The organism is Sphingomonas sp. MMS24-J45 (genome assembly GCF_044881195.1).
Taxonomy (GTDB): Bacteria; Pseudomonadota; Alphaproteobacteria; order Sphingomonadales; family Sphingomonadaceae; genus Sphingomonas.
In genome coordinates, this window is sequence record NZ_CP173255.1 from 2,780,883 (window position 1) to 2,802,793 (window position 21,911).

Genomic DNA, 21,911 nt, shown 5'->3' on the forward strand with positions numbered 1-21,911 from the left:
GTTGCGACGCACAATGCGGACCCCGATAACGCGAAGCATGGCGATACTTGGTTTCAGGTTATCGCGGGAAAACCACGTTCTGCAAATTAAAATGGGTAAAACAGTTCTAATTGATTGCGCTGCCTCGTGGGCAACACATTCAATCACGCAATATCGTTAACTTCGCGGTAGCTATATGTTTCGGACATGTAACGGAAAGTTATAATCTTCGACCCGTTTCGTTCAAAGAGTCGTCTCGCTCGCGTTTTCGCTTCTCTTTTGCGAGGTCGCCGTAAATGCCGCGTTCATCGTTGCCCGAAACGCGCGAGACTCCCGCGCGAAACCTACCGCCCGGTGTGATTCAGATATTCCCAAACTCTTGAAATAACAACAGAACCTTCGCCGACTGAGGAGGCGACTCGCTTCACCGATCCGGCGCGAACGTCGCCTACCGCAAAGATGCCCGGATGCGACGTCGCAAACGGGGATGTCGCCGAGACGTCGGGTCCTGTCAGCACGAAACCCTTGTCGTCGAGGGCGACCAGGCCGGACAGCCACGCAGTATTGGGCGCCGCACCGACCATTACGAACATCGCGCGCGTCGCAACCGTTTCGGTCCGACCCGTTTCAGCATCGCGGATCGTGACCGCCTCGAGATGCTCGCCACCGTGCAGCTGGCTGACTTCGGCCTGATATTCGATCGCAATCGCCGGATCCGCTTCCAGCCGACTCGACAGATAGCTCGACATCGACGCCGCGAGCGAGGTTCCGCGCACCAGCAAACGCACGCGGCTTGCCGATCGGCTCAGGAACATCGCGGCCTGGCCTGCGGAATTGCCGCCCCCGATGACGATCGCTTCGGTCCCGCGGCAATAGCGCGCCTCGACCTCGGTCGCCGCGTAATAGATACCGGCCCCCTCCAGGGCCTCCAGTCGGGCAATAGGCAAGCGGCGATATTGCACCCCAGTCGCGACCACTACCGAACGCCCGCGCACCCGTTTGCCGCTGTCGAGCGTCGCGCAGAAGGTGTCATCCTCCAGCCGTTCCAGCAGGCCGACGCGGCACGGCATCGCAAAGCGTGTGCCGAACTTCATCGCCTGCACCTCGCCGCGCCAGACCAGATCTGCGCCCGAAATACCGGTCGGGAAGCCCATATAGTTTTCGATCCTGGACGACGTGCCCGCCTGTCCGCCAATCGCGACGTCTTCGATGACCAGGGCGCACAGCCCCTCGGCGCCCGCATAGACGCCCGCGGCGACTCCCGCCGGGCCGCCGCCGACGATCAGCACGTCGAACACGTCTTCCTCGGCCAGATCACGGTTCAGGCCCAGCAGGCGCGCGACGGATTGTGGGCTCGGGTCGGACACCATTTCCCGACCGAAGATCACGCAGGGACCGCTCAGCGCGATGCCGCAGGTCTGCGCCATCGCCGCCGCTTCGTCAGTGTCGAGCGCGATCGTGGTGTAGGGAATTCGGTTGCGGCTGGCGAACTCGGCGATCCGCCGGATCTCCCGATCGGCCTCCTCGCCGATCAGGACGAGCGCGCCGTCATGATCGTCGAGCTGCCGCCGCCGCCGCGCCGACAGCACGGAAATCACGATGTCAGACATCTCCGGGATTTGCGACATCAGCGTCAGCATCGTGTCGCGCGGGACTTCGATCACTTCGGTTTCGACCGCGGCGCGCAATGGCATCGACCAATTGCCGCCATTCAGGAACGAAATCTCCCCCATGAATTGCGAGGGGCCAAGTGTGGAGGGCAAATGCCGCTCGTCGGTATAGAGATTGACCACCTCGATCTCGCCCGAGAGGACATAGGTGAAGCGGTCCGCGGGCTTGCCCGGTCGCGAAAGGAAGGTACCAGCCGGGTACCGAACGATCGTCCCAGCCGCGCGGAGGGCGGCGACGTGGCTTTCGGACAAGGGCGTCCGCTGCATGTGGCGAAGGTCGCCGCCGATCGTTTCCATGTGGTGCCACCCCGCTGACAGGTCGGCTTGATCCACATCGAATTCACCGCCGCGTCAAGACACGAACGGGGAGAGGCGTGTCAGACCAGGGTCGCGATACCGGCGATCAGGGCCCACATCAGGAGCGAAACCGATCCCGCGATCAGGATGCCGGTCCCGGGGGGCAAGGGCCGCTCCGCATGCGGATGCGCTGTAGCGGCCTGGCGTATCGATCGAACCCTCATCCCGGTTGCTCCTGTCGAAGCGCGTCTTCTTACGAGCGCGCTAAGAATCTCCTTTAATATAGAAGATGACAAGGCTTGGTTACGCGCCGCACGCCGCTTTTTCTTTCTTGCGCGTGCTGCGCCGCAATACTAAGCGGCCCTCGTGAAGGGTTCCCGGCGACGGGATCAATAGGGAAATCGGTGCGCGGGAGCGATCTCGCAAGACCGGTGCTGCCCCCGCAACTGTGACCGGATAGCCGGCGCGCCATCATGCCACTGGGTCTCGACCGACCTGGGAAGGCGGCACGTCAGCAATGACCCGGGAGCCAGGAGACCTGCCCCTCACGGTCGATCCACTGCGCGGGCGGGTGAACCGTGCGGACGAGGCGAAACCTCGAGCGAACGACGGAACCGGGGCCATCGCTCCGCGCGTCGCCGCACGGGCGATGCTCGGCGTGCTGGCCCTCTTTGAGGGTAACGTCATGATTGCATTTCAGAAATTTTTCCCCACCGCTTTGGTGCTAGGCTTGGCGGGCACCGCCCACGCGCAAACCGCACCGACCGCCAAGGCTGACGAGAGCGGCACCAGCGAGATCATCATCGCCGATCAGCGGGCCGAGCCTGATATCATCGTCGCCGCGCGCGTACCGCAATCGAGCAGCCAGGTCGGCCAGGCCGTCACGGTCCTGACTCGCGCCGAACTGGAGCGCCGCCAGACCATCGTCCTGTCGGATGTGCTCGCCACGACGCCGGGCGTTACGGTGACGCGCAACGGTGGCGTGGGCAACGTCACCGCCGTTCGCATCCGCGGTGCGGAGGGCGAACAAACTTTGACGATTATCGACGGAATTCGCGTCAACGATCCGTCTTCGCCCGGCGGTGCATTCGATTTCGGCACGCTGCTCGCCGGATCGATCGATCGAGTGGAGGTTCTGCGCGGCCCGAATTCGGTGCCGTGGGGCAGCCAGGCGATCGGCGGCGTGGTCAACATCACCACCGCGTCGCCGACGGAAGGGCTGCAGGCGCGCGGCCGGGTCGAATACGGGTCGCATGACGCGGTGTACGCAAGTGCGGGCCTGTCGGGCGGTACGGGTCCGCTGACCGCCTCGTTCAACGGTGGCTATTCGCGCACCGACGGCATCTCGGCTGCGGCGAGCGGCACCGAGCCCGACGGCTTCCGCCAATATGGCGCGACCGGCAAGGTCGGCCTCGAACTTGCGCCAGGCATCGGGATCGACTTGCGCGGCTACTATGCCGACAGCCGCACGCAATATGACTCGGGTTTTCCGCCACCCAATTATGTCGTTTCGGACAGCCCAGCCTATTCGACCGCGAAGGAAGCGTACGGTTATGCCGGGGCGCACGCGAACCTGCTTGATGGCCGCTTTCGCAACCGCCTCGCCTTCACGATCGCCGACATCAAGCGCGACAATTTCGACGCGCCCAACACGCCCGTGTCCTTCTTCGCGCGCGGGCGGACCGAACGGTTCGAATATCAGGGCGATTTCCGCGTGAACGATCAGCTCCGCCTGGTCGGCGGCGCGGAGCATGAGAACAGCCGCTTCAACGACGGCAGCACCTTCGCTTCGACGGGTATCACCTCGGTGTACGGCGAGGCGATCGTCAATCCGGTGCGCCAGTTGACGATCACGGGCGGGGTACGCCATGACGACCACCGCACCTTTGGCAGCCGCACGACGTTCGGCGCGGATGCGGCGCTGGCGCTCGATACAGGCACGACGCTGCGCGCGAGCTATGGCGAGGGTTTCAAGGCGCCGACGCTATATCAATTGTTCAGCGCTTACGGGAACCGGCAACTCGTGCCGGAGACGGCGCGCAGCTACGATGTCGGCGTACAGCAGAGCGTGCTGGGGGGAGCGGCAACCGCAAGCGTGACCTATTTCCGCCGTGACACGCGCAACCAGATTGATTTCGCATCGTGCCCCAGGGCGCAGGTTACCAACGCTGCGTCGATCTGCTTCAACCGGCCATTCGGCGTATACGACAACATTGCCCGGACGCGCGCCGAGGGCGTCGAGGTCGAATTGGCGCTGCACCCGGTCGAAGCCCTGACGGTGACCGGGAATTACAGCTACATCGACGCCAAGAACCGTTCCGCTGGAGCCAACTTCGGCAAGGATCTGGCGCGGCGCCCGAAGCAGACGGTCAGCCTGCTGGCCGACTACCGCTTCCCGATCGGCCTTTCGATCGGCGGGACTGTCACGCATGTCGGCGACAGCTTCGATAACGCCGGCAACACGGTCCGGCTCGACGGTTATGTCTTGGCGGGCTTCCGTGCCGAAATGCCGATCGGGCAGCGGCTGGTGGTCTATGGTCGGATCGACAACGCGTTTGACGAGCGATACCGTACCGTTGCCAATTACGGCACCGATGGACGTACGGTATCCGGTGGCATTCGCGTGAAACTCGACTGATGCGCCTGGTCCCGCTGCTTGCCGTGCTGCTCGCCGGGTGCGCTGCCCCGGCGCGCGGTCCGGCAAGCGGCGGGCTACCCGCCGGTGGCATCGTCTCGACCAATCCATGCGCAGACGCGATGCTGGTCGAACTCGCGCCCGAGCGGCTGAGCGCGATCAGCCAATATTCGCATAATCCGGCGGCGACATCGTTGCCGCTGTCGGTCGCGCGACGCTTTCCGTCGACGGCGGGCACGGCGGAAGAGGTAATCGCGCTGCGGCCGTCCCTGGTGGTCACGTCCAGTTTCACGCCGCTTGCCACGCGCGATGCATATCGGCGTGCCGGGCTCAAGACGTTGCTGCTCGATTCCCCCGCGACCGTAGCCGCGAGCGAAGCGCAGATCGCGCTGGTTGCCGAGGCGGTAGGGCAGAGCGCGCGGGGCAGGGCTATGATCGCGCGTATCGAACAGGCAGTCGCACGTGCCGCACCGCGCGATGCAAAAGCTCCGCCGTCGGTATTGCTCTTCATTGGCGGGACATTGGCGAACGGTCCCGGCAACCTGCTCGATGAATTGATGGCGCGCGCGGGATTGCACAATGCCGCCAAGGACTATGGTCTTGCCTACACTGCGCCCGTAGCGCTCGAAAGCATCGCAGCCGCCCCGCCGGCGCTGATCCTCACCCCGGGTCCATCGCGCAATGCGACGCTCCGCGCGCGCGTTCTCAATCGAATGCACGCGCCGACGCGCTATGCCACCTTCGCGCGGACGCTGATCAATTGCGGCGGACCGACGATCGTTCCCGCCGTCACCCGACTGGCCGAACTGCGGCGCGGCGAGGCATGACGCGGAAGCTCCTCCTGCTCGCGCTGCTGACGGTGGCCGCCTTCGCGCTGTCGCTGATGGCGGGCAAGCTGTGGATCCCCCGGCTGCCTGGCTCGGTCAGGATGCCAATGCCGCGATCCTGTTCGAACTGCGTTTGCCGCGCGCGCTGCTCGGGTTGATGATCGGGGCGGTGCTCGGCCTGTCGGGGGCGGTCCTGCAAGGGTATCTGCGAAACCCGTTGGCCGATCCGGGCGTGGTCGGTGTCTCGTCGAGCGCGGCGCTCGGGGCGGTGACGGCAATCGTGCTGGGCATTGCCGGCAACCCGATCGTGCTGTTCGTCTGCGCGATGGCGGCGGCGGGCGGGTCGATGGCGCTGCTCGCGGCGCTCACGTGGCGGCAGGCGAGCGCGGTGCAGTTCATCCTTGCGGGCACGGTGCTCGCCAGCCTCTCCGGCGCGCTGACCGCCTTTGTTATCTCGATCGCGCCGAACCCCTATGCGGTGGCCGAAGTGATCGACTGGCTGATGGGCGCGCTGACCGATCGCGGAATGGAAGATGTCGCCCGCGCGGCACCGTTCCTACTGATCGGCGCGGTGGTGCTGGCGGCGACCGGTCCGTCACTCGATGCGCTGAGCCTGGGCGAGGATACGGCACGCTCGATGGGCATTCGGCTCGGACGGCTGCAGGCGCTGGTGGTGCTGGGCACCGGGTTGATCGTGGGGGCGAGCGTCGCGGTGACCGGCGTGGTCGGTTTTGTCGGGCTGATCGTGCCGCATCTGCTGCGCCCGCTGTTCGGTGCGCGGCCGTCCGCTTTGCTGTTGCCGAGCGCGCTGGGCGGTGCGGTGCTGACGCTGGTTGCGGACAGCCTGTGCCGCCTGATCCCCGGCGCTGGCGAAGTACGGCTGGGCGTTGCGATGGCGATGATCGGCGGGCCGTTCTTCCTCTGGCTGCTGCTGAAGGGACGCACTGGATGGAATTGAGCCTGACGCAGCTTGGCGTGACGCTCGACGGGCGGCGGGTGCTGGACGGCATCGATGCGGTGCTGTGGTCCGGGCGTGTTACCGCAATCCTTGGCCCCAATGGGGCGGGGAAGAGTACGCTGCTCAAGGCGATCGCGGCGTTGCTGACCCCGAGCGACGGAATGGTATCGATCGGTGATCGCGCGGTTGCCACGCTCGACCCGCGCGAGCGCGCGCGGCTGATCGGCTATCTGCCGCAGGACGCCCGCGTGCATTGGGATTTGCGCGTGCGCGACGTGGTGGCGTTGGGGCGTGTTGCACACCGTTCGCCCTTCGCTGGGCCGAGCGACGCCGATCGCGCCGCGATCGATGCGGCGATGGCGATGACGGAGACCGCCGCGTTCGCGGACCGCGGCATCGCGACGCTGTCGGGCGGGGAACGGGCGCGCGTCTTGCTCGCGCGCGTGCTGGCGGGGGATCCGGCGTGGCTGCTGGCCGACGAGCCGATGGCGAGCCTTGATCCTGCGCATCAGCTCGATCTGCTCGATCAGCTGCGGGGGGTGGCGGCGCGCGGGCGGGGCGTGGCGGTGGTGCTGCACGATCTGCTGCACGCCGGGCGGATCGCGGACGATGTCGTGTTGCTGCAGCATGGCCGCGTCGTGGCGCATGGGTCGACCGCCGAAGTGTTGACCGCTGACACACTCGCGCGGGTGTTCGATATCGCGGTGCGCGTTTCGCATGATTCCGACGGGCGGCCGATGTGCGTGCCGATCGGGCGCGTCGGATCATCCTTGCCGTAAGGCGCAAACCCCGTAGTGTGCGGCGCGCCGGAACAGCGGCAAGGGTGGGGGACGATATGGCGACGACGGTGGCGAGCGATCTTGGGCCGGGGGCGGATGCGCCGCCCAGCCGCAAGGACATTCAGCTCGTCATTACCGCGTCGTCGCTCGGCACGATCTTCGAATGGTATGATTTCTTCATTTACGGCACGCTCGCCGCATCGGGCATCATCGGCCGGACCTTCTTCCCGGCGCAGAACGAACTGTTGCAGACGCTTTACGCCTGGGCCGGCTTTGCGGTCGGCTTCGGGTTTCGGCCGCTCGGCGCGGTCCTGTTCGGTTTTCTTGGCGACAAATTGGGGCGCAAATACACGTTCCTGGTAACGATTTCGGTGATGGGCCTGGCGACGGCTGCGGTGGGCATGGTGCCGTCGGCCGCCGCGATCGGGCTGGCGGCGCCCTTCATCATCATTGGCTTGCGCGTGCTGCAGGGCCTTGCGCTCGGCGGGGAATATGGCGGTGCGGCGATTTACGTCGCCGAACACGCGCCGCCTGGCAAGAGCGGCTATTTCACCAGCTTCATCCAGGCGAGCGTCGCGGGTGGTTTCATCCTGAGCCTCGCGGTTGTTTTGCTGACCAAAGGCCTGATGCCGACGGCCGTGTGGGATTCCTGGGGCTGGCGCGTGCCGTTCCTTTTCTCGCTCGTCTTGCTCGCCGTGTCGTTGTGGATGCGGCTGAAATTGTCGGAGAGCCCGGTTTTCAAACGGATGAAGGAATCGGGGCAGTGCGCCAAGAACCCGTTCGTCGAAAGTTTCACCTATCCCGGTAATATCAAGCGGTTGTTCGTCGCTTTATTCGGCATTTCGGCCGGGCTGACGGTGATCTGGTACACCGCGATGTTCACGGTGCTGTCCTTCCTGCAGGGCACGATGCGGGTGCAGGAAACCGCCGCGCAGTTGATCGTCGGCTTCGGTGCGCTCGGCGGGCTGGGCTTTTTTGTGCTCTTTGGCTGGCTGTCGGACAAGGTCGGGCGCAAGACGCCGATCATCGTCGGCTACGCGCTCACGCTGGTGCTGATCTTCCCGATCTTCTGGGTGATGGGGTCGGCCGCCAACCCGGCGCTCGCGCTTGCCGCGAAGCGCGCGCCGGTGGTCGTCTCCGGTCCAGCTTGCCAATACGAACTCTTCCCCGGAAAACCGAGCGAATGCCGACGCTTGCTCGACTATCTGTCGAAAAAGGGCGTCCCCTATACCAAGGCGCACACGCCGGTGACGCTCGTTCTGGTCGGCGGGGTTGGCGTCAACGACATGACCAATGAAGGGGTGGAGGCCGCGCTGACCAAGAGCGGCTATGACCTGCGCCCGGTCACGCCGTCGCCGGGGAACATCGTGGTGATCCTGATCGCGATTCTGGCCTTGAGCGCCCTGTCGGGCATTACCTACGGCCCGGTGGCCGCGTTGCTAACCGAGCTCTTTCCAGCGCGCATCCGCTACAGTTCGATGTCGATCCCGTACCATATCGGCACCGGCTATTTCGGCGGATTTCTCCCGTTGATCAGCCAGGTGATCGTGGCGCGCACGGGCGATCCCTTTGCCGGTCTGTGGTACACCGTCGCGGTGGTGGCGATGGCGCTGGTGGTCACGGTCTTCATGCTCGATGAGGGCAAGCCGGGTACGGCGCACGTAGACTAGCCGCACGCCGGGCGCTAACCGCCGGGGATGCCCGCACCCCTCCGCCTTCGCCTCGATGCCGCCGCCCTGACTGACAATTGGCGGGCGCTGGACCGGATGAGCGGAGCCGCCGCTTGCGGGGCGGCAGTGAAAGCCAACGGGTACGGTCTTGGCGCGCGCGGCGTGGTCGAGCGGCTGGCTGGGGCAGGGTGTCGCGACTTCTTCGTGGCGACGTGGGCCGAAGCGGCGGCGTTGGGTGATCTTGGCGTCCGCGTGTCCGTGCTCCACGGCGTACGCGAAGAGGACATGCCGACCGCACGCAGTGGCATCGGACGACCCGTCCTGAACACGGCGACGCAGATCGCACGCTGGCGCGATGCCGGGGGTGGACACTGCGACGTGATGGTCGATACCGGCATGAATCGGCTGGGCGTGTCGGTCGAGCATGTCACACAAGGGCTGCTCGACGGGCTTCAGATCGACACGCTGATGAGCCATTTCGCGTGCGCCGATGAGGACTCGCCGGTCAATGCCCGGCAATGCGCCGCGCTGGAGGGGCTGCGTGGCCGGACTGGTGCGAAGCGGCTGAGCCTCGCCAATTCGGCGGGCATCGCGCTGGGGGCGGACTATGCTTTCGATCTCACCCGCCCCGGCCTGGCGCTCTACGGCGGCGTCCCGCGCGGCGAACTGGCGAAGGTGGTGCGGCAAGTCGTTACGCCCGAAGCGCAAATCCTGCAGCGCCGCACGCTCGCGGCGGGGGAGTCGATCGGCTACAACGCGCGGTACACTGCCACCGCACCGACCGAGGTCGCGATCCTCAATATTGGGTACGCCGACGGCTATTGGCGCGGCTTTTCGAATGCGGGGTCGGCGCGCGTGGGGGAGGTGGTGCTGCCGGTGCTGGGCCGCGTATCGATGGATCTGACCGCAATCCGCGTCGATGCCGCACCTGACCTGGCGGAGGGCGACTGGGTAGCGATCGACTATGCGCTGCCGCAGGCGGCGGCGGTGTCGGGGATGTCGCAATATGAATTGCTGACGGGCCTGGGCGCTCGGGCCGAGCGGGTTTGGGCATAACAAGGGGCAGTTCCGCTGGCGCGGAACTGCCCCTCTTTATAGCCCGCTGACGCTTTAGAAGCGGGTGGTAACCGACGCCTGGAAGCGGCGACCGATCTGATCGTAATAATCAGCAAAGGTGTAGCCGAGCGCTCCTGCAGTCGTCTGGTCGAGCACGTTCGATACGTTGAGCTGCAGGCGGAATTTGTCGTTCACGTCCAAGCCAAGCGCGAGATCGACGTTATGCAGCGCCGGATAGCGATTGTACGGATAGACTTCCGGTCCGGCCGGATCGTTGCCAGCAAAAATCCGGGTCGGCGACTGACGGTTCCAAGTGACCTGCCCATAGATCCAATCGTGCTCGTAGCGGACCGAGAGCTGGGTTTCCAGCGTCGGACGCGAATACGTGCCAGCCGTCACTGCACGATCCCCGTTGAAGGTACCCGATGCGGATGTGTCGTACCGGATCAGGTGATATGCGTTCGCGCGGAGCACGACGCGATCCGTACCGAGCTTGAGCGAGTAGTTGACCGTTGCGTTGACCGCCCGCACCTGAATCCCACCGAGGTTAAGGAAGCCTGCCTGCACACCGTTCTGGAGCTGGAAGTCCGCACCGCGGGTGAAGCGTGAGCAGCCGTTCAGGCCGATCTGCGCGGTCGAGTCAGGATAGGTCGGGCTATCATAGCACGCCTGCAGGAAAGTGCCGACGCCTGCGGTTACGATCTGATCCTTCAGGTTCAGGCTGATATAGTCACCCGAGATGGTGAGGCCCGGAATCCAGCGCGGGGTCAGCGCCGCACCAGCCGTCCAGCTCTCGCCGCGTTCCGGCTTCAGCGTTGGAGAACCGGAGAAGGTCCCCTGCAAGCTGCCCCCCTGCGGGACGAAGTTGGCCAGGAAGGTGTTGGCTGACGCAACGTCCGTCGCATTGCCGTTGGCGATCACTGCGGCGGCGCAGTTTGCAGCGCGTGGCAGGTTGTTTGCCGCATTATTGATGTTGGCTGGACCGCAGAGGTCAGTGACGGCCTGGAAGGTCGGCTGACCACCCAGGAACAGTTCGACGATCGATGGCTGACGCAGCGATCGCGTGAAGTTACCGCGGAACTGGATGTCCCGGATAGGGCGCCAGGTCCCGGCTAGCGAGTAGATCGTCCCGACCTTGCCCTCGGCCTTTGGCGTGATCACCTGGCCAGCGAGGTTGCGATAGCTCGCAGCTGCGCCGCTCTGCTGGGTCACGCGTAGTGCCGGACGGAATTCGAGCGAACCAACGAACGGCAGGAAGTCCGGGCCGGTCAGCGGGATTGCCAATTCGCCACCACCTTCAAACGTACGCGTGTAGGCGGTGGTGTTCGCCGACGGTGCGGACCGCGACCGACCAAGAATGTTGAGCTCGTTGGTCGTGAACGAGAGCGAATCGCGGCGATACTCAGCGTTCACACTAACTGCCAGCGGACCGGCTGGAAGATCAAACAACTGACCACCGACGCTTCCGACGATGTAGGTCTGCTTGGACACGTTCCGGAACAGCGAAGGGCTGATCACATAGTCCTTCGACGCCTGGCTCATCTGGTTGTAGCCGAACGGATTGAGCGGCTGGCACGCGTCAATCAGCGCCTGCGTGATCACCGGCGTCACGAGCACTTCGGTCGGCAGGCCATCGGCACCGCGAACGCGCGTGATGTTCTCGGCCGTGCCGTTGGGCGTACGTCCAAGATACTGGCTTGGGAACAGCTTGGAACGGCAGACGATATTGCCGTTAGCCGCGCCGCCAGCGGCGACGCCGGCATCAACCGCATCCAGTGCGAGCTGATATTCGACGTCGGCGATGCCGTAAGAACGCGTGTTTTGACGCGAATCGCCGTAGGTACCGGAAAGTTCGGCATTCCATGACTTGCCCAGCAACCCGAACTTCCACTTCAAGCCGGCAGTGATGCGGAACGTTTCCTGCCGGTTCACGAACTCGTTCGCGCCGACCACGTCCTGGTTCTGACGGGTGATCAGGAAATTGCCGTTGTTGGTCCCGTTACCGGTGGCAATGCCCACCGAGTTCAGTACCGAACGGTTTTGCGCGGTCAGGAACGGGTTGTTGATATTGACCAGGAGGGCGGCGTTCTCCTGCGTGTTGGTGATGAAGTTCTGCGATCCCGCAATGTTACCAAGCGAGCGGTTCAACACGTTGGCGTAGGTGTTTTCGCTGAAGAAGGTCAGGTTGTCGGTGATGTCGAAATGGCCCAACAGGTTGACCACATACCGATCCTGCTGCGTGCGAAGAACGGTGTTCTCGAGGCTGCGGTTGAAGCCGGCGTTGCCGCCGACCGACGAACCAACCGTGATCGGAGCATTGCCGCTGATCGGGCCGGAGAAGGTGATCTCCTGCAATGTGCCGTTATCGTTGAACTGCAGCGGCACGGCGCGGAACGGGAGGATCTGGTTGACTGGCACCATCACGTTCGCGCCGTTGACCCGAACACTGACGAGCGTCGTATCCGTATTGGCAACCCGCGGGACGGCTGGATCGAACGTGCCGATGAAGTAGTTCAGGTTCGTGGTCGGGTTCGCGGCCAAGAACTCGCGTGCCGTGAAACGGTTGGCTTGCAGAATGTTGACCGCAAGTGTCGTCAACTGTGCAGCCGTCGCGCCGGTCGGCGCAGTCACCCCATATGCGGCAAGCACCGAAGCTGCAGTCACGTTCGCGGGCAGCGACGTGGGCGCAAAAGTCGTGAAAGGCACGCCAGTCGCCTGCGCGGAAGCGCCATTCAAACCGTTGCCGCTGATCGCCCCCGCACCAGGGGTGCCCTGGATGATCTGCGCCGCCGAGAAACTGAAAAAGCCGTTGTTGATCGAGCCTGCGATCGTCGTGCGGCCACCCGTTGTGTTGGTCGCATTCAGCGCGAAGCCGACTGGCGCGACCCCATTGGCAAAGGTGATGTAGTTGGAGGTGCGCAGGGTCGCGCCCGAGCCAGATGTGATTGGCGTATAGGGCGTGTAATAGGTGTTGCTCTGGCTGAGCAGAACGGTGCCCGGGTTGCTGAGCGTCTGCGTAACGAAGCCGAGCCCGAACAAAGTCGATGGCTGTCCGTCGTCGGATGCGCGCAGGAAAGCGCCGTTGTTGAGGTTGGTCACGTCAACGATGGATGTCGGCGTGAATGAAGGATTGCGGATGCCGCCGTTGAAGGGATTGGTATAGGAACCGGGGCGGACGTTGCGGAAATCGCGGGCGACCGCTTGAAGGCCGTCATTGCGCGAATATTCAAATGACAGCGTCAGGTTGGCACGACCATCGAAGAAATTATGACCGCCAAGGGCGCTGATCTGATATTGCCCAGCATCACCGCGTTCCGAAACACCGGCCAGTGCTCGCGCCTGAAACCCGTTGTAATTGTCCTTGAGGATGAAGTTCACGACACCCGCGATTGCGTCCGCACCGTACGCTGCGGCACCACCGACGGTGACGACGTCGACCCGCTCGATAAGCGACGACGGAATAACGTTGATGTCCACCTGGCTGCCGGTTTCGTTACCCGCAACGAACAAGGATGCCGAGTTGCCGGACACGAAGCGGCGCCCGTTGACGAGTGTCAGGGTACGCGCCGTGCCAAGGTCGAGCAGATCGACGAATGCTGCACCGAGGCTAGCGGTCTGGCCACCGTTGTTGCCGTTAAGCGGGCTGGCTCCGGGGCCGACCAGCGGAATATCGTTGAGCGCCTCGAGCGCGTTCGTGAAGCCGCGCGTCTCAATCGATTGTGCAGTGACCTGGACGCCGGGCAGAACGCCATCCGATTCCGGGCGGCGGATGCGCGATCCGGTGACAACGATCGAGTTATCCTTGGAAATCGAACCGTCTGCCGACGCCGTTTCCTCTTTTTGCTCTTCCTTATCCTGCGCCGTCGTTGGCGGCACGTTGGCAGGAGCTGATTGCGCGTAGGCCGCGCCGGGAAGGGTTGCGATCAGCGCTGCGCTGGTCAGCGCAGTCGCGGACAATAGGACTCGGAGCTTCATGAAATTCCCCCATTTCGATTCAACGCGGCATTTTGTGCTCGGTTGTGGGGGAGGAAACTGGAATTTACGCTTCAGCGCAAGCGGAACCTGTCTGGAACATGAACGAACTATGACAGATTGACGCGACTGTTGCGGTTATACAACAGCCGAATCGGACCAATTCTCGTTGCAGTGGAAAAGTCGGCGCTACCGCTCCACGCACATTGCGATGCCCATGCCGCCGCCGATGCACAGCGTCGCGAGGCCCTTTTTGGCATCGCGCTTGGCCATTTCGTAGAGGAGCGTGGTGAGCACGCGCGCGCCGCTCGCGCCGATCGGGTGGCCGATCGCGATGGCGCCGCCGTTCACGTTCACGCGCTCGGCATCCCAGCCAAGCTCCTTGCCGACCGACAGCGCCTGCGCGGCGAACGCCTCGTTCGCTTCGATCAGATCCAGTTCTGCAAGGCTCCAGCCCGCCTTTTCCAGCGCGCGCCGCGTCGCCGGCACCGGGCCGATGCCCATGATCGAGGGATCGACGCCAGCCGACGCCCAGCTGGCGATCCGCGCCAGGATCGGGGATCCGCGACGTTCGGCCTCGGCGCGGCTCATCACGACCAGCGCGGCGGCGCCGTCGTTTAGGCCGGAGGCGTTGGCGGCGGTGACGGTGCCGTCCTTCTTGAAAGCGGGGCGGACGCCGGACACGCTGTCGATCGTAACGCCGCTGCGGATATATTCATCATCGGCCACAATCGTGTCGCCCTTGCGGCCCGAAACCGTGACGGCCGCGATTTCGTCGCGGAAGCGGCCTGAACCCCGGGCCGCTTCGGCCAGGTTCTGCGAACGGACCGAAAAGGCGTCCTGCGCCTCTCGCGTGACCTGATACTGCTCGGCCAGATTCTCGGCGGTGATGCCCATATGGTAGCGGTTGAAGGCGTCGGTGAGGCCGTCCTTGACCATCGTATCGATCAGCGACAGGTCGCCCATCTTCTGACCCGACCGCAGCATTTGTGCGTGGGCGCTCATCGACATGGATTCCTGACCGCCTGCGACAACGATGCGCGCGTCGCCGGTGGCGATCGCTTGTGCTGCCAGCGCCACGGCACGCAGGCCGGAGCCGCACACCTGGTTCACGCCCCAGGCCGGGATTTCCTTGGGGACGCCCGCCGCCATCGACGCCTGGCGTGCCGGGTTCTGCCCTTGAGCTGCGGTGAGCACTTGGCCGAGGATGACTTCAGAAACGTCCTCGCCCGCAACACCTGCCTGCGCGAGGGCGGCTTCGATCGCGACGCGGCCGAGCTCGTGCGCTGGCGTGGTGGCGAAGGAGCCCAGGAAGCTGCCGACGGGGGTGCGCTTGGCGGCGGTGATGACGATGTCGTGCATGGGTATCTCCGGGTCTGGCGTGGCGGCTATTTAGGCTGGGGTAATGCGTTTAACCAGCCCGACAAAGGTTCCCACACCTGGTTAAGAGCCGAGCCGCCGACGATCATCCCGACATGCCCGGCACCAAGATCGTGGCGATCGGGCAGATTTGCGGCGCTGGCGGCGGGGACGATGCGATCGTTGCGCGAGACGAATTCGATCGCCGGGCAGGGTATGGCGGTGGGGGTGATTGCCTTTCCGCCAATCTTCCAAAGCCCAGCGCCGGTCATGTCGTTGCCGACGAAATCCTCAAACAACTGCCGTCCGGTAGCATAGGGCAAAGGCGCACCGGCATTGGCCCAATCCTCCATCGCGACGAACCGGCGCGCGGCGGGGCTGGCCGGGTCCATTGCGGCGAACGTCTCATATTTGCCGATCGTCCGCGCCGGATCGAGCCGCCAGAAGCCCGCCTGAAGCACTTCCATCGGCACGAGGGCCATCGATTCGCACGTCGGCTTGGCGGCGGTCCATAGCGCGGCGATTTCGCCGCGCGCCGCCGCGCCGAAGCCGGCGAAGGTCCAGGGGGATGCGACCAGCGCGAGCCCGGCGACGGGCGCAATGCACGCCGCCGCCAGCGCCATCGTGCCGCCAAGGCAATAGCCGACCAGGACCGGCGGCTCGGCGAACTTGGCGATCAGCGGGAGCAGCACCCGCTCGACATGCGCCGTTACGTCCATGCCGCGTGCTTTCGGCGGCGGTGTCCCCCAATCGAGCAGGAACGGGTGGTGCCCCTGCTGCGCCAACCAGCGCAGCAAGGAGATGTCGGGGGCCAGGTCGAGAATGTGCGGCGGATTGATCAGTGACGGCACAAAGATGACCGCGCGCCCACTGCCCCCTTTTGCGCCATAATCGCGCAGGCGCGCGGTACCTTTGCGGAAACGCGCGGGGGCGGGCCTGTGGGCGCGTCCCCGGCGAAAAGCCTGATACGCGCGCAATCCCGCCAGTGCTGCGGCGCGGCGATCCAGTGACGTCGCGGTTTCTTCGCGCAACATGTCGAGGAACAACGGTAACGGGCGTGGTCCGTGTTGCGGTGCAGTATCAAAAGGTGGTACGGCAGAAGCAACCATAGGCGGGGAGCCTTTTCATGAAGAAGACCACGCCGGGCGATGGCCCGGTCACAATCAAGAAATACGCGAACCGCCGCCTCTACAATACCGAGACCTCGTCTTACATCACGCTCGATCACCTCGCCGCGATGACGCGCGAGGGGCGTGATTTCAAGGTGCTCGACGCGAAGTCCGAAGAGGACATCACGCACAATATTCTGACCCAGATCATCATGGAAGAGGAACAGCGCGGGCAGACGATGCTGCCAGTCAATTTCCTGCGCCAGTTGATCGCGATGTATGGCGATTCGATGCAGGCGATGGTGCCGGGCTATCTCGAAGCGTCGATGGACAGTTTCCGCCGCAACCAGCAGCAGTTCAAATCGGCGGTCGAGGGAGCGTTTGCCAATTCTCCCTTCGCCGAACTCGCCAAGCAGAACATGGCGATGTTCGAGGCCGCGACGCAGGCGTTCAAGCCGGGTGTAAAGAGCACATCCGGCGCGGCCCCGCAGACCGCCAGCAGCAAGGATGACGAGATCGCCGCGCTGAAGGCGGAGCTCGGACGGCTGAATGAAAAGATCGAAAAGCTCGGCGACTGAGCGGTTTGAACGTCTGGTGGGTCGCGGCCGTAGTCGCCGGGTTTGTGGCGATTGCCGCGGGCTTGGGCGACTGGCGGCGTTCGAAGCGGCGCGATCTCGATTCGATCGGTTGGGTCGATTGGCGCACGCTGCAGATGTTCGCGTTGATCGCCGCTGCTTGCTGCGCGATCGTGGCGACGCATAATCAGTAGAAGTGGCGCAGCGTTAGCGTCTTCTTGGTGCCGTCGCACAGGCCGAGCCGGACGGTTCGGCCCGGCCGATCGACCGGCCAGCGTAGCGGGGTATCCGGTGTGATCGCTGCGTCATCGACCCGGCAAATCTGCGCGCCTGTCCGCCATCCGTCGGCTTCGGCAGGCCCGCCGCGCATGACGTGGAGCACCGTTAGCCTGTCGGGCTCGACGCGCAGAACGAGGCCGCTGGTCGAACGAAACGGCGGCGCGTCGGCATGTTTGCCGGGGCTCAGCACCATCCGCCCGGCGGCGGGATCGACCAAGACGCGGTAGCCCGCCAGGAAGCCGGAGCCGATCCGCCCGTTCATCCCGATCGTTCGGGTATAGCCGGTGTCGGGTTCGATCCGCGTTTCGACAGTGCGCGCGGTCAGCGTGCCGCTGCGGAGTGCGGGTACGATCGCGAGATCGACCTCCGACGGTCCGCCAATGCCATAAGCGATCGTGCTGGTGGTCGGGGCCTTCGCCTCGGGCAGGGCATCCCACACCCCTTTGCGCAGCGTCACCGCACCCCCGTCGCCCGTGTCGATTAGGATGCGCGTGATGCGTGCGGCGCCAATCGAAATCTCGGTCACATAGCCCGGCCAGGTGCCCGCAATGCGCAGCGGCGCGGTGCTGCCGCGAAACGGCAAGCGGCCGGAGGGGAGCATCCGGAAGCGCCGCGCATCGTAATCGATGTCGAGCGCATAGCCCTGCGTGACGTCGCGTCCGACGAGAAGATCGACTGGCGTCCCGCCCGTTGCCGCATCGGGCAGGGGCGCGGTTGCCAGGTGTGCGAGATGCCGGGTCAACGCCCCGATCCTGATCTGGCCGACATTGACGGAGCCGCCGGCCACCGCGCCACCGATCGCGATCGCCGCTGGACCGGACGTGATGTGCAGCCTGGCCCGGTCGACAAAATTGCGCGACAGCAGCGACATGCTGACCCCGGTGTCGAGTATCGCGCTGACGGGTTGGCCATCGACGATCGCCGAAAAACGGATCTGGTTGGCGGTGGTCAGTTCGAACGCGATCCAGCGCGCCTCGGCATCTGGCGCGAGCACATCTGTGGCCGCCGGTTGGGGTGCGGCAGCGATCAGCAGCGGAAGGGCGAGAAGTGCGCGCATCGGCGTGACCTTAGACCTTGCGCACGCGGCCGTCGATTTCGGGAGCGTTTCCAATATGCGACCCCGCGGCGTGTCTTTCGGGGGCTACCCGGTATCAGGCCGGGTGACGCTAAAGGAGGCTCACGCTCAGAGACACGCCTCGAGATACGCCTGATCGAAGCCAAACGTCCGCGCCTTTTCCAGCGTATAGGGACGCAGGCCCATCGAGCGATATTCGCCGATGATTTTCCCATCAGCAGTCTCGTCGAGATATTCGAACTTGAACAGCTCTTGGGTCACGATCACCGGACCTTCCATGCCGATCACTTCGGTGACGTTGGTCACGCGGCGCGAGCCGTCGCGCAGGCGCTTCACCTGGATGATCATCTCGACCGAATCGGCGATTTGACGGCTGATCGCTTCCTTCGGAACCTTGATGTCCGACATCATCACCATGTTTTCCATACGCGCCAGCGCCTCGCGCGGGGAGTTGGCGTGGAGCGTACACATCGAGCCGTCGTGGCCGGTGTTCATCGCGGCGAGCATGTCGAAACACTCGCTGCCGCGGATTTCGCCGAGGATGATGCGATCCGGGCGCATACGCAGCGCGTTCTTCACCAGATCGCGGATGCTGATTTCGCCTTGGCCTTCGAGGTTGGCGGGACGCGTTTCGAGCGGGAGCCAGTGCGGCTGTTGCAGGCGAAGTTCGGCCGCGTCCTCGATCGTCAGCACGCGCTCGCCCGGGTCGATCATCTTCGACAGCGCGTTGAGCATCGTCGTCTTGCCCGAGCCGGTACCGCCCGAGATGACGACGTTGAAACGGCACGCTCCCGCGATCTTGAGCGCGGTCGCCATTTTCGGACTCATCGATCCGAAACCCGCCATCATGTCGAGCGTGATCGGCTTGGCGGAAAACTTACGAATCGAGATCGCGGTGCCGCGCAGCGACAGCGGGGGCACGATCACGTTGACGCGGGAACCGTCCTTTAGACGGGCGTCGGCGAGCGGCGTGGTCTGATCGACGCGGCGGCCGACCGAGTTGCAGATGCGCTGCGCGATCTGGAACAGATGCTCTTCGTCGCGGAACTGGATCTGCGCGAGTTCGAGCTTGCCCTTGCGCTCGACATAGGTCTGCTCGGGGCCGTTGACCATGATGTCGGTGATGTTCGGATCGGCGAGCAATTCCTCGAGCGGCCCGAGACCGAGCAATTCGTCGACCAGCACCTTTTCCAGCGCGAATTGCTCGCGGCGGTTGAGCGTCAGCTTCAACTCGGCGAGCACTTCGCCGATGATCGGGCGGAATTCTTCGGCGAGCTCGTCCTTGTTGAGCGTGGCTGCCGCTTCGGGATCGACGCGTTCGAGCAGGCGCGGCAGCACCTGTTCCTTGATCTTGTGGATCGAGCTTTCGAAGCCTTCGACCTTGGAACTGCCCAATTCAGCGGACGACGCCTGTCGGTCGGCGAGGCGCTGCATCGCGTCCTGCTGCGTACCGGGCATGGTGCCCATCGGATCGCTGTCGGGGAGGGTGGGCAGTGGTGGAAACTGTTCGCCAGCGCCGGGGGCCGCTTCGCCGTCGGTTGGTCGCGGGGCCGCACCGCCGCCATGCATGGGGCGCGCCACGCCGAAGGCGGGCCGTGTTCCGGCCCCCGCGGCTCCGGGTCGACGTCCAAATGCACTCATGCTGCCCGTTTCCTATTGGTCACCGGGCATTTGTTAAGGATGAGAGTTTGACAATTTCCTAACCAAACCACCGCGCCGGGCGGCTGGTTCGGAAAATCAGGCGGCGCGTTCCGCCAGTACGGTCAGGCCGGTGGCCGAAACCTCGGCGAAACCGCCCTCGATCGCGATCGTTTCGGGTTCACCCTTTTCGGTGCGATAGACCGACAGCGCGCCGTCGCGGATCGTCGACATGACCGGGGCATGGCCCTCCAGCACGCCGAAATCGCCCTCGGTGCCGGGGACGACGACCATGTACACGTCCTCGCTGCGGACGAGGCGTTCTGGGGTGACGAGTTCGAAGTGGAGCATTGTATTCTTCCTTCCCCCTCCCGTTTGCGGGAGGGGTCGGGGGAGGGGCGTGATGTTCGAAGGACAGCCTGTGGTCAGGCCCTCCCCCAGCCCCTCCCGCAAGCGGGAGGGGAGTAAGAAGCCCTCTCCCCGGCGGGGAGAGGGCGAGTCGATTACGCTTCCTTGGCCATCTTCTCGGCCTTGGCGACGACTTCGTCGATGCCGCCGACCATGTAGAAGGCTGCTTCCGGCAGATGGTCATACTCACCATCGACCACGGCCTTGAACGAGCGGACGGTGTCCTCGACCTGCACGAACTTGCCGCTGATGCCGGTGAAGACTTCGGCGACGTGGAACGGCTGCGAAAGGAAGCGCTGGATCTTGCGCGCACGCGACACGATCGACTTATCTTCTTCCGACAGCTCGTCCATGCCGAGAATGGCGATGATGTCCTGCAGCGACTTGTAGCGCTGCAGCGTCTCCTGGACGCGGCGGGCGGTGTCGTAATGCTCCTGACCGACAATCGCCGGGGTCAGAACGCGGCTGGTGGAGTCGAGCGGGTCGACCGCCGGGTAAATGCCCAGCTCCGAAATCGCGCGGTTGAGGTTGGTCGTCGCGTCCAAATGGGCGAACGAGGTGGCCGGGGCCGGATCGGTCAAATCGTCTGCCGGAACGTAGATCGCCTGCACCGAGGTGATCGAGCCCTTGTTGGTCGACGTGATGCGTTCCTGCAGCGCGCCCATGTCGGTCGACAGCGTCGGCTGATAGCCCACGGCCGACGGGATACGGCCGAGCAGCGCCGAGACTTCCGAACCCGCCTGGGTGAAGCGGAAGATGTTGTCGACGAAGAACAGCACGTCCTGGCCTTCGACGTCGCGGAAATATTCGGCGATCGTCAGGCCCGACAGCGCGACGCGGGCGCGGGCGCCCGGCGGCTCGTTCATCTGGCCGAACACCAGCGCCACCTTCGAACCCTCCGGCGTCGGGTTGCCGTCGGCATCCTTGGCGATAACGCCCGCGTCGAGGAACTCGTGATACAGATCGTTACCCTCGCGGGTACGCTCGCCGACGCCTGCGAACACCGAGGTGCCGCCATGGCCCTTGGCGATGTTGTTGATCAGTTCCTGAATGAGCACGGTCTTGCCGACGCCGGCGCCGCCGAACAGGCCGATCTTGCCACCCTTTGCGTACGGTGCGAGCAGATCGATGACCTTGATGCCGGTGACGAGAATGCTCGACTCGGTCGACTGATCGACGAAATCGGGGGCCTTTGCGTGGATCGGGGCGGTTTCGGTGTGGCCGACCGGGCCGCGCTCGTCGATCGGCTCACCGATGACGTTGAGGATGCGGCCGAGCGTCTGCGGGCCGACGGGCACGCGGATCTGCGAACCGGTGTCGGTGACTTCCTGACCGCGGGTGAGACCCTCGGTCGAGTCCATCGCGATCGTGCGGACGGTGTTTTCACCCAGATGCTGCGCAACTTCGAGCACCAGGCGGTTGCCGTTGTTCGAGGTCTCGAGCGCGTTCAAAATCGCGGGCAGACGATCCTGCTCGAACGTCACGTCGACGACGGCGCCGATGACCTGGCTGATGCGGCCGACGCTGTTGGTCGTCGCGATCGGTGCCGTCACTTCGGGAGCTGCGGCTTTGGGCGCGCGCGGCTTGCGGGCGGGCTTGTCTGCGGTGGGGGCTGCGGTGGCCAT

General features: G+C 64.6%; 15 protein-coding genes, 1 pseudogene and 1 riboswitch. Of the genes and pseudogenes, 8 read left to right on the forward strand and 8 right to left on the reverse strand.

Annotated features, from left to right (window positions below; all coding sequences use genetic code 11):
• Nucleotides 1-323 precede the first annotated feature (323 nt).
• On the reverse strand, nucleotides 324-1,946 hold the full coding sequence (locus tag AB5I39_RS13530) for an FAD-dependent oxidoreductase (RefSeq protein WP_404374155.1): 1,623 nt from the start codon (nucleotides 1,944-1,946) through the stop codon (nucleotides 324-326).
• A 354-nt stretch (nucleotides 1,947-2,300) separates the two neighbouring features.
• A riboswitch (cobalamin riboswitch) is annotated at nucleotides 2,301-2,507 on the forward strand.
• Nucleotides 2,508-2,631: 124 nt separating this feature from the next.
• Here AB5I39_RS13530 and AB5I39_RS13535 point away from each other — a divergent pair.
• The 6 genes and pseudogenes from AB5I39_RS13535 to AB5I39_RS13560 all read left to right on the forward strand — a co-directional run bounded on the left by AB5I39_RS13535 (nucleotide 2,632) and on the right by AB5I39_RS13560 (nucleotide 9,871).
• Nucleotides 2,632-4,584: a TonB-dependent receptor plug domain-containing protein gene (locus AB5I39_RS13535; RefSeq protein WP_404367814.1), complete on the forward strand. Its 1,953-nt coding sequence runs from the start codon at nucleotides 2,632-2,634 to the stop codon at nucleotides 4,582-4,584.
• A complete protein-coding gene (locus AB5I39_RS13540) occupies nucleotides 4,584-5,408 on the forward strand; it encodes an ABC transporter substrate-binding protein (protein ID WP_404367817.1) in 825 nt (274 codons plus the stop codon). Before AB5I39_RS13535 ends, AB5I39_RS13540 begins: the two co-directional genes overlap by 1 nt.
• A pseudogene (locus tag AB5I39_RS13545) lies at nucleotides 5,405-6,366 on the forward strand (FecCD family ABC transporter permease). Before AB5I39_RS13540 ends, AB5I39_RS13545 begins: the two are co-directional and overlap by 4 nt.
• The gene (locus AB5I39_RS13550; RefSeq protein ID WP_404367819.1) at nucleotides 6,357-7,145 is read left to right on the forward strand and encodes an ABC transporter ATP-binding protein; all 789 of its coding nucleotides are present in this window, start codon (nucleotides 6,357-6,359) and stop codon (nucleotides 7,143-7,145) included. Before AB5I39_RS13545 ends, AB5I39_RS13550 begins: the two are co-directional and overlap by 10 nt.
• Nucleotides 7,146-7,201: 56 nt before the next feature.
• A complete protein-coding gene (locus AB5I39_RS13555; protein WP_404367822.1) occupies nucleotides 7,202-8,815 on the forward strand; it encodes an MFS transporter in 1,614 nt (537 codons plus the stop codon).
• Between the two features lie 27 nt (nucleotides 8,816-8,842).
• Complete coding sequence (locus AB5I39_RS13560) at nucleotides 8,843-9,871, forward strand: alanine racemase (RefSeq protein WP_404367824.1); 1,029 nt, start codon at nucleotides 8,843-8,845, stop codon at nucleotides 9,869-9,871.
• Nucleotides 9,872-9,925: 54 nt separating this feature from the next.
• Here AB5I39_RS13560 and AB5I39_RS13565 read toward each other — a convergent pair whose 3' ends face one another.
• The 3 genes from AB5I39_RS13565 to AB5I39_RS13575 form a co-directional block, all read right to left on the reverse strand.
• Nucleotides 9,926-13,846 (reverse strand): TonB-dependent receptor domain-containing protein, encoded by a 3,921-nt coding sequence (locus AB5I39_RS13565; RefSeq protein WP_404367827.1) that lies wholly within the window; start codon nucleotides 13,844-13,846, stop codon nucleotides 9,926-9,928.
• A gap of 186 nt (nucleotides 13,847-14,032) precedes the next feature.
• Nucleotides 14,033-15,205, reverse strand: coding sequence for an acetyl-CoA C-acetyltransferase (locus AB5I39_RS13570; protein ID WP_404367830.1), 1,173 nt, complete (start codon nucleotides 15,203-15,205; stop codon nucleotides 14,033-14,035).
• 26 nt (nucleotides 15,206-15,231) lie between these two features.
• Nucleotides 15,232-16,236: an alpha/beta fold hydrolase gene (locus AB5I39_RS13575; protein ID WP_404367833.1), complete on the reverse strand. Its 1,005-nt coding sequence runs from the start codon at nucleotides 16,234-16,236 to the stop codon at nucleotides 15,232-15,234.
• Between the two features lie 92 nt (nucleotides 16,237-16,328).
• On the opposite strand from AB5I39_RS13575, the gene phaR reads away from it, so the two are divergent.
• Both phaR and AB5I39_RS13585 read left to right on the forward strand, forming a co-directional pair.
• On the forward strand, nucleotides 16,329-16,889 hold the full coding sequence (gene phaR, locus AB5I39_RS13580) for a polyhydroxyalkanoate synthesis repressor PhaR (protein ID WP_404367836.1): 561 nt from the start codon (nucleotides 16,329-16,331) through the stop codon (nucleotides 16,887-16,889).
• A 5-nt stretch (nucleotides 16,890-16,894) separates the two neighbouring features.
• Nucleotides 16,895-17,080: a hypothetical protein gene (locus tag AB5I39_RS13585; protein WP_404367839.1), complete on the forward strand. Its 186-nt coding sequence runs from the start codon at nucleotides 16,895-16,897 to the stop codon at nucleotides 17,078-17,080.
• Here AB5I39_RS13585 and AB5I39_RS13590 read toward each other — a convergent pair.
• The 4 genes from AB5I39_RS13590 to atpD form a co-directional block, all read right to left on the reverse strand.
• Nucleotides 17,074-18,222: an aspartyl protease family protein gene (locus AB5I39_RS13590; protein WP_404367842.1), complete on the reverse strand. Its 1,149-nt coding sequence runs from the start codon at nucleotides 18,220-18,222 to the stop codon at nucleotides 17,074-17,076. The two genes, AB5I39_RS13585 and AB5I39_RS13590, sit on opposite strands and share 7 nt — an antisense overlap.
• A gap of 126 nt (nucleotides 18,223-18,348) precedes the next feature.
• On the reverse strand, nucleotides 18,349-19,881 hold the full coding sequence (locus AB5I39_RS13595) for a CpaF family protein (protein WP_404367845.1): 1,533 nt from the start codon (nucleotides 19,879-19,881) through the stop codon (nucleotides 18,349-18,351).
• A gap of 96 nt (nucleotides 19,882-19,977) precedes the next feature.
• The gene (locus tag AB5I39_RS13600; protein ID WP_404367848.1) at nucleotides 19,978-20,229 is read right to left on the reverse strand and encodes an ATP synthase F1 subunit epsilon; all 252 of its coding nucleotides are present in this window, start codon (nucleotides 20,227-20,229) and stop codon (nucleotides 19,978-19,980) included.
• 152 nt (nucleotides 20,230-20,381) lie between these two features.
• A complete protein-coding gene (gene atpD / locus AB5I39_RS13605) occupies nucleotides 20,382-21,911 on the reverse strand; it encodes a F0F1 ATP synthase subunit beta (protein ID WP_404367850.1) in 1,530 nt (509 codons plus the stop codon).

Bases quoted from the DNA above. Each gene is read 5' to 3' on its own strand.
- AB5I39_RS13530 (WP_404374155.1), bottom strand. From the start codon at position 1,946: ATGGAAACGATCGGCGGCGACCTTCGCCACATGCAGCGGACGCCCTTG.
- AB5I39_RS13535 (WP_404367814.1), top strand. From the start codon at position 2,632: ATGATTGCATTTCAGAAATTTTTCCCCACCGCTTTGGTGCTAGGCTTG.
- AB5I39_RS13540 (WP_404367817.1), top strand. From the start codon at position 4,584: ATGCGCCTGGTCCCGCTGCTTGCCGTGCTGCTCGCCGGGTGCGCTGCC.
- AB5I39_RS13550 (WP_404367819.1), top strand. From the start codon at position 6,357: ATGGAATTGAGCCTGACGCAGCTTGGCGTGACGCTCGACGGGCGGCGG.
- AB5I39_RS13555 (WP_404367822.1), top strand. From the start codon at position 7,202: ATGGCGACGACGGTGGCGAGCGATCTTGGGCCGGGGGCGGATGCGCCG.
- AB5I39_RS13560 (WP_404367824.1), top strand. From the start codon at position 8,843: ATGCCCGCACCCCTCCGCCTTCGCCTCGATGCCGCCGCCCTGACTGAC.
- AB5I39_RS13565 (WP_404367827.1), bottom strand. From the start codon at position 13,846: ATGAAGCTCCGAGTCCTATTGTCCGCGACTGCGCTGACCAGCGCAGCG.
- AB5I39_RS13570 (WP_404367830.1), bottom strand. From the start codon at position 15,205: ATGCACGACATCGTCATCACCGCCGCCAAGCGCACCCCCGTCGGCAGC.
- AB5I39_RS13575 (WP_404367833.1), bottom strand. From the start codon at position 16,236: ATGTTGCGCGAAGAAACCGCGACGTCACTGGATCGCCGCGCCGCAGCA.
- phaR (WP_404367836.1), top strand. From the start codon at position 16,329: ATGAAGAAGACCACGCCGGGCGATGGCCCGGTCACAATCAAGAAATAC.
- AB5I39_RS13590 (WP_404367842.1), bottom strand. From the start codon at position 18,222: ATGCGCGCACTTCTCGCCCTTCCGCTGCTGATCGCTGCCGCACCCCAA.
- AB5I39_RS13595 (WP_404367845.1), bottom strand. From the start codon at position 19,881: ATGAGTGCATTTGGACGTCGACCCGGAGCCGCGGGGGCCGGAACACGG.
- AB5I39_RS13600 (WP_404367848.1), bottom strand. From the start codon at position 20,229: ATGCTCCACTTCGAACTCGTCACCCCAGAACGCCTCGTCCGCAGCGAG.
- atpD (WP_404367850.1), bottom strand. From the start codon at position 21,911: ATGGCCACCGCAGCCCCCACCGCAGACAAGCCCGCCCGCAAGCCGCGC.